Below are 5,854 nucleotides of genomic sequence, written 5' to 3' on the forward strand. Positions count from 1 at the left end.
GCGGCGGCGGCGGGGGCGGCGGCCCGACCGCGAAGGTCTTGAGCGCGTCGGGGATCGCCGACGGGAGGCTGACGCCGAGGCCGAGGATCAGCGCATAGCCCAGTGCTGCACACAGGGCAGCGGCGCCGGCGGCGGACAGGAGCCGGTCGCGCGGATGGGGTTGGACGCCGTACATGACTGATATCTGGGGAGGATGGCGCGGGGCGGCAAGCGTTCGGGCCGCGGCGCTGTCCGGGGGGTTGGTGGGTGGGGAGGAGGACGGGCAATATGGGTCCGTCTATCCTCCCCCTCCGTCAGGCTATGCCTGCCACCTCCCCCTGCCGGGGGAGGCTTTGCGGGTTAGAGCTTTTCGGTCAGTTCGGGGACGATCTTGAACAGATCGCCGACCAGGCCGATGTCCGCGACCTGGAAGATCGGCGCGTCCTCGTCCTTGTTGATCGCGATGATCGTCTTCGAATCCTTCATGCCCGCGAGGTGCTGGATCGCGCCCGAGATGCCGACTGCGACATAGACTTCGGGGGCGACGATCTTGCCCGTCTGGCCGACCTGATAGTCGTTCGGGGCATAGCCCGCATCGACCGCGGCGCGGCTTGCACCGACGCCCGCGCCCAGCTTGTCCGCGAGCGGATCGATCAGCGCGTGGAACTGGTCGCTCGAGGCCAGCGCACGGCCGCCCGAAACGATGACCTTCGCGCTGGTCAGTTCGGGACGCTCGTTCTTGGCGATCTCCGCGCCGGCAAAGGTCGACAGACCCTTGTCGCCGGTCGAGGCGACCGCCTCGATCTCGCCCGAGCCGCCTTCGGTGGCGGCCTTTTCGAACGCGGTGCCACGGACGGTGATGACCTTCTTCGCGTCCGACGACTGGACGGTGGCGATCGCGTTGCCCGCATAGATCGGGCGCGTGAACGTGTCGTCGCTCTCGACCGAGAGGATGTCGCTGATCTGCATGACGTCGAGCAGGGCTGCGACGCGCGGCGCGATATTCTTGCCGTGCGTGGTCGACGGCGCGACGAACGCGTCGTGATGCCCCATTAGCTCGACGATCAGTGGCGCGACGTTTTCGGCGAGCGCGTGCGCGAACGCCGCGTCATCGGCGACGTGCACCTTGCCGACGCCGGCGATCTTCGCAGCGGCGGCGGCGACGGCGTCGACCCCCTGCCCTGCGACCAGCAGATGGACTTCTCCGAGCTTGCTCGCGGCAGTGACCGCGGAAAGCGTGGCGTCCTTGACGACCTGACCGTCATGTTCGACCCAAACGAGCGTCTTCACTTTGCGACTCCCATCGTCTTGAGTTTGCCGACGAGCTCATCGACGTCAGCGACCTTGATCCCCGCCGAGCGCTTGGCGGGCTCGACGACCTTCAGCGTGGTCAGCCGCGGCGTCACGTCGACACCGAAGTCGGCCGGCGCCTTGGTCGCCATCGGCTTCGACTTGGCCTTCATGATGTTCGGCAGCGACGCATAGCGCGGCTCGTTGAGGCGAAGATCGGTGGTGATGATCGCGGGCAGCTTGAGCGTGTCCGTCTCCGCACCGCCATCAACTTCGCGCGTCACATGGACCGAGTCGTCGGCGATCTCGACCTTCGACGCGAACGTGCCCTGGCCCCAGTTGAGGAGGCCGGCGAGCATCTGCCCGGTCTGGTTGTTGTCGTCGTCGATCGCCTGCTTGCCGAGGATGACGAGGTCGGGCTGTTCTTCCTCGACGATCTTGGCGAGGATCTTGGCGACGCCCAATGGCTCGACCTTGGTCTCGCTGAGGACGAGGATCGCGCGGTCGGCGCCCATGGCGAGCGCGGTGCGCAGCGTTTCCTGGCTCTTCTGCTCGCCGATCGACACGACGACGATCTCGGTCACGCCCTTGTCCTTCAGGCGGATCGCTTCCTCGACCGCGATCTCGTCGAACGGGTTCATGCTCATCTTGACGTTCGCCAGATCGACGCCCGTTCCGTCCGCCTTCACGCGAGGCTTCACGTTGTAGTCAAGCACACGCTTGACCGGCACCAGCACCTTCATCGGGATTCCTTCCAAGGTGAATATGTTCGTTTCGCCCGCCGGTTACCGGCTGCGTTGGTGCGACAGATGGCGGTTTCGCGTCGTTTTCGCAAGTGCGGTACGGAAACATCGGATACCGTAGCGTCACGACGACCGCCCCGTCGGACCGGCTGCGATACCAACGAAAAAGGGCCCGGACGTTTCCGTCCGAGCCCCGTTTTTCGCGAAGTCAGTATGCGAGGCCGACAGCGTTTACGCCGCGACCTTCTGCACCTCTGCGACGATCTTCTTGGCGGCGTCGCCAAGGTCGTTCGCGGGGACGATTGCCAGGCCGGAGTTCGCGAGGATCTCCTTGCCCTTCTCGACATTCGTGCCCTCGAGGCGGACGACCAGCGGGACCGACAGGTTCACTTCCTTCGCCGCCGCGACGATGCCGTCGGCGATGATGTCGCACTTCATGATGCCGCCGAAGATGTTGACGAGGATGCCCTTCACGTTCGGATCCGCGAGGATGATCTTGAACGCCGCGGTCACCTTCTCCTTGTTGGCGCCGCCGCCGACGTCGAGGAAGTTGGCCGGGAACATGCCGTTGAGCTTGATGATGTCCATCGTCGCCATGGCGAGGCCGGCGCCGTTGACCATGCAGCCGATGTCGCCGTCGAGCTTGATATAGGCGAGGTCGTACTTCGACGCCTCGAGCTCGGCGGGATCTTCCTCGGTCTCGTCGCGCAGCTGCAGCAGGTCCTTGTGGCGGAACAGCGCGTTGCCGTCGAACGCGACCTTCGCGTCGAGCACCATCAGCTTGCCGTCGTTGGTCACCGCGAGCGGGTTGATCTCGATCTGCTCGGCATCGGTGCCCATGAACGCGTCATACAGCTTCGACGCGGTGTTCGCGGCCTGCTTGGCGAGATCGCCGGTCAGTTCGAGTGCTGCGGCAACGGCGCGGCCGTGATGCGGCATGAAGCCGGTCGCCTGGTCGATGTCGATCGACTGGATCTTCTCGGGCGTGTCATGCGCGACCGCCTCGATGTCCATGCCGCCTTCGGTTGAGGCCACCATCATCACCCGGCCGGTGGTGCGGTTGAGCGTCAGCGCGAGGTAGAATTCCTTGTCGATGTCGACGCCGTCGGTGACGTACAGGCGGTTGACCTGCTTGCCCGCGTCACCCGTCTGGATGGTGACGAGCGTGTTGCCGAGCATGTCGGTCGCGGCCGCGCGAACCTCGTCCTCGGTCTTGGCGAGGCGGACGCCGCCCTTGGCGTCGGGGCCGAGCTCGACGAACTTGCCCTTGCCGCGGCCGCCGGCGTGGATCTGCGCCTTCACGACATAGAGCGGTCCGGGGAGCTTCTTCGAGGCCTCGACGGCTTCCTCGACGGTCAGCGCCGCGAAACCGGCGGGGACGGGGACGCCGAACTTGGCCAGCAGTTCCTTGGCCTGGTATTCATGGATGTTCATCGGGAAGGCTCCACGCAATTTTTAGGAAACTCGGGAATTGCCAGCGCGTAAAGCACAGGGCGCGCCGCAAATCCACCCTTAAGGCATTTGCACTTGCGTCTCGTTCGCAATAGAGCGAGGGGATCGCTGATTTTTGGCCATTTTAGGGATGCGCGCCGCAGCGGATCGAAACGCCTGCCGGATCACAAACATTTGCGGAAAAGTAACCCTTTTCGTGCCAGAGTTGAACCATGACAGACCCCGCCTACGACTCGCCTGAGACTCGGACCGGTGAAGAGCCCGGTGGAGAGTTGCGCCGGGCGTTGCGCAAATCCGTCAGGATGCGTGCGCACCTGCGCGACCGCGGCCAGACGCGGTTCGAGATCGAAGTGACCGACCTCTCACTGTCGGGGTTCCGGGCCGAGACCAGCTTCACGCTCTGGCCGGGGACGGTCGTGTGGCTGACATTGCCCGGCCTCGCCGCGCTCGAGGCGGTGGTCGCGTGGCGCGACAAGTTCAAATATGGCTGCGCCTTCGCCAAGCCGCTGCACCCCGCGGTGTTCGATCACATCGTGGCGCTGTCGCAGCGGTAACCCGGCGACCGCACCACGATCCGACAGCGGCGCGTCAGTCGAACAGGCTCGAGACGCTCGTTTCATCCGCGATCCGCTTGATCGCCTCGCCGAGCAGCGGAGCGATCTGCAGGTGGCGGATCTTGCCATGCGCGCCCTTGATCACGTCATGATTGCCGATTGAATCGGTGATGACGAGCTCGCGCAGCTCTGAGCCCTCGACCCGCGCGACCGCGCCGCCCGACAGCACGCCGTGCGTGACATAGGCGACGACGCCCTCGGCGCCTGCCTCCATCAGCGCGGCCGCCGCATTGCACAGCGTGCCCGCCGAATCGACGATGTCGTCGACCAGGATGCAGAAGCGGCCCTCGACCTCGCCGATGATGTTCATCACCTCCGATTCGCCGGCGCGCTCGCGACGCTTGTCGACGATCGCGAGCGGCGCGTTGTTGAGCCGCTTGGCGAGCACGCGCGCACGCACCACGCCGCCGACGTCGGGGGAGACGACCATCAGGTTCTTGCCCTTGAACCGCGCAAGGATATCCGCGGACATGACCGGCGCCGCATAGAGATTGTCGGTCGGGATATCGAAGAAGCCCTGGATCTGCCCGGCATGGAGATCGACCGAGAGGACGCGGTTGGCGCCCGCGACGGTGATGAGGTTGGCGACGAGCTTGGCCGAGATCGGCGTGCGCGGGCCGGGTTTCCGGTCCTGGCGGGCATAACCCATATAGGGGATGACCGCGGTGATGCGGCGTGCCGACGCGCGCTTCAGCGCGTCGATCATGATGAGCAATTCCATGAGGTTGTCGTTCGCCGGAAAGCCGGTCGACTGGATCACGAACACGTCCTCGCCGCGGACATTCTCGTTGATCTCGACGAACACTTCCTCGTCAGCGAAGCGGCGGACGCTGACATCGGTCAACGGAGTCTCGAGATAGGCGGCGATCTCCTGCGCCAGAGGCAGGTTCGAATTGCCGGTCATCAATTTCATCAAAATCGCTCCACGCCCTGTCGCACGCCCCTTAGTCCCGGTGTTTCAATGGGGAAAGGGGCGAAGGGGTTTGCCGGGGGGCGCCCCGCTTCGTACAGCGCAGGGCATGACCGTCATAACCCGTTTCGCCCCCTCGCCCACCGGCCGGCTGCACGTCGGCAACATCCGCACGGCGCTCCACAACTGGATGTTTGCGCGCGCGCAGGGCGGACGCTTCCTGCTGCGGATCGACGACACCGATGCGGCACGGAGCGAGGAGCGGTTCGTCGACGCGATCCGTAGCGATCTCGACTGGCTGGGGATGACGCCCGATGGCGAGGAACGCCAGTCGGCGCGGTTCGCGCTGTACGAGGGGCGGTTCGCGGCGCTGGTCGAAAGCGGCGATATCTATCCGGCGTATGAGAGCGCGCAGGAGCTCGACCTCAAGCGCAAGATTCAGGCGGGGCGCGGGTTGCCGCCGATCTATGATCGCGCGGCGCTGGCTCTCACCGACGCGCAGCGCGCGGTGTTCGAGCGCGACGGGGTGGCGCCGCACTGGCGATTCAAGCTCGATCACGACACGCCGATCGCGTGGACCGACCTGATCCGCGGCGAGCAGCATTTCGAGGCGCGGACGATGAGCGACCCGGTGATCCGGCGCGCGGACGGGTCGTGGCTGTACATGCTGCCGTCCGCGATCGACGATGCCGATATGGGCGTGACTCATGTCGTGCGCGGCGAGGATCATGTGTCGAACACCGCACTGCAGCTGCAGATGTTCGCAGCGCTCGGTGTGCCCGCGCCGCAGTTCGCGCACGAAGCGTTGCTGACCGGGGCGGAAGGGAAATTGTCCAAGCGGCTGGGCTCGCTCGGCGCGGATCATT

At 65.5% G+C, this 5,854-nt stretch carries 6 protein-coding genes; 2 read left to right on the top strand and 4 right to left on the bottom strand.

Features of this window, described 5'->3' with window-relative positions; genetic code table 11:
- Nucleotides 1-339: 339 nt before the first annotated feature.
- The 3 genes from sphsw_RS08940 to sucC all read right to left on the bottom strand — a co-directional run bounded on the left by sphsw_RS08940 (nt 340) and on the right by sucC (nt 3,446).
- Nucleotides 340-1,269: an electron transfer flavoprotein subunit alpha/FixB family protein gene (locus sphsw_RS08940; protein WP_031440307.1), complete on the bottom strand. Its 930-nt coding sequence runs from the start codon at nt 1,267-1,269 to the stop codon at nt 340-342.
- Nucleotides 1,266-2,012: an electron transfer flavoprotein subunit beta/FixA family protein gene (locus sphsw_RS08945; protein WP_031440308.1), complete on the bottom strand. Its 747-nt coding sequence runs from the start codon at nt 2,010-2,012 to the stop codon at nt 1,266-1,268. The genes sphsw_RS08940 and sphsw_RS08945 overlap by 4 nt, the downstream gene beginning before the upstream one ends.
- Nucleotides 2,013-2,243: 231 nt before the next feature.
- Entirely contained in the window at nt 2,244-3,446 is a 1,203-nt protein-coding gene (sucC, locus tag sphsw_RS08950; protein ID WP_031440309.1) for an ADP-forming succinate--CoA ligase subunit beta, read from the bottom strand.
- Nucleotides 3,447-3,676: 230 nt separating this feature from the next.
- Between sucC and sphsw_RS08955 the strand changes: the two genes are divergently transcribed.
- Complete coding sequence (locus tag sphsw_RS08955; protein ID WP_042466950.1) at nt 3,677-4,018, top strand: PilZ domain-containing protein; 342 nt, start codon at nt 3,677-3,679, stop codon at nt 4,016-4,018.
- Between the two features lie 34 nt (nt 4,019-4,052).
- Here the strand turns inward: sphsw_RS08955 and sphsw_RS08960 are convergent, their stop codons facing one another.
- The gene (locus sphsw_RS08960; protein WP_031440310.1) at nt 4,053-4,991 is read right to left on the bottom strand and encodes a ribose-phosphate pyrophosphokinase; all 939 of its coding nucleotides are present in this window, start codon (nt 4,989-4,991) and stop codon (nt 4,053-4,055) included.
- Between the two features lie 106 nt (nt 4,992-5,097).
- On the opposite strand from sphsw_RS08960, the gene sphsw_RS08965 reads away from it, so the two are divergent.
- The coding region (locus sphsw_RS08965) for a glutamate--tRNA ligase (protein ID WP_031440311.1) at nt 5,098-5,854 on the top strand (757 nt) is incomplete at its 3' end.

Origin of the sequence: Sphingomonas sp. FUKUSWIS1 (genome assembly GCF_000733135.1) — a bacterium.
GTDB classification, from domain to species: Bacteria; Pseudomonadota; Alphaproteobacteria; order Sphingomonadales; family Sphingomonadaceae; genus Sphingomonas; species Sphingomonas aerolata.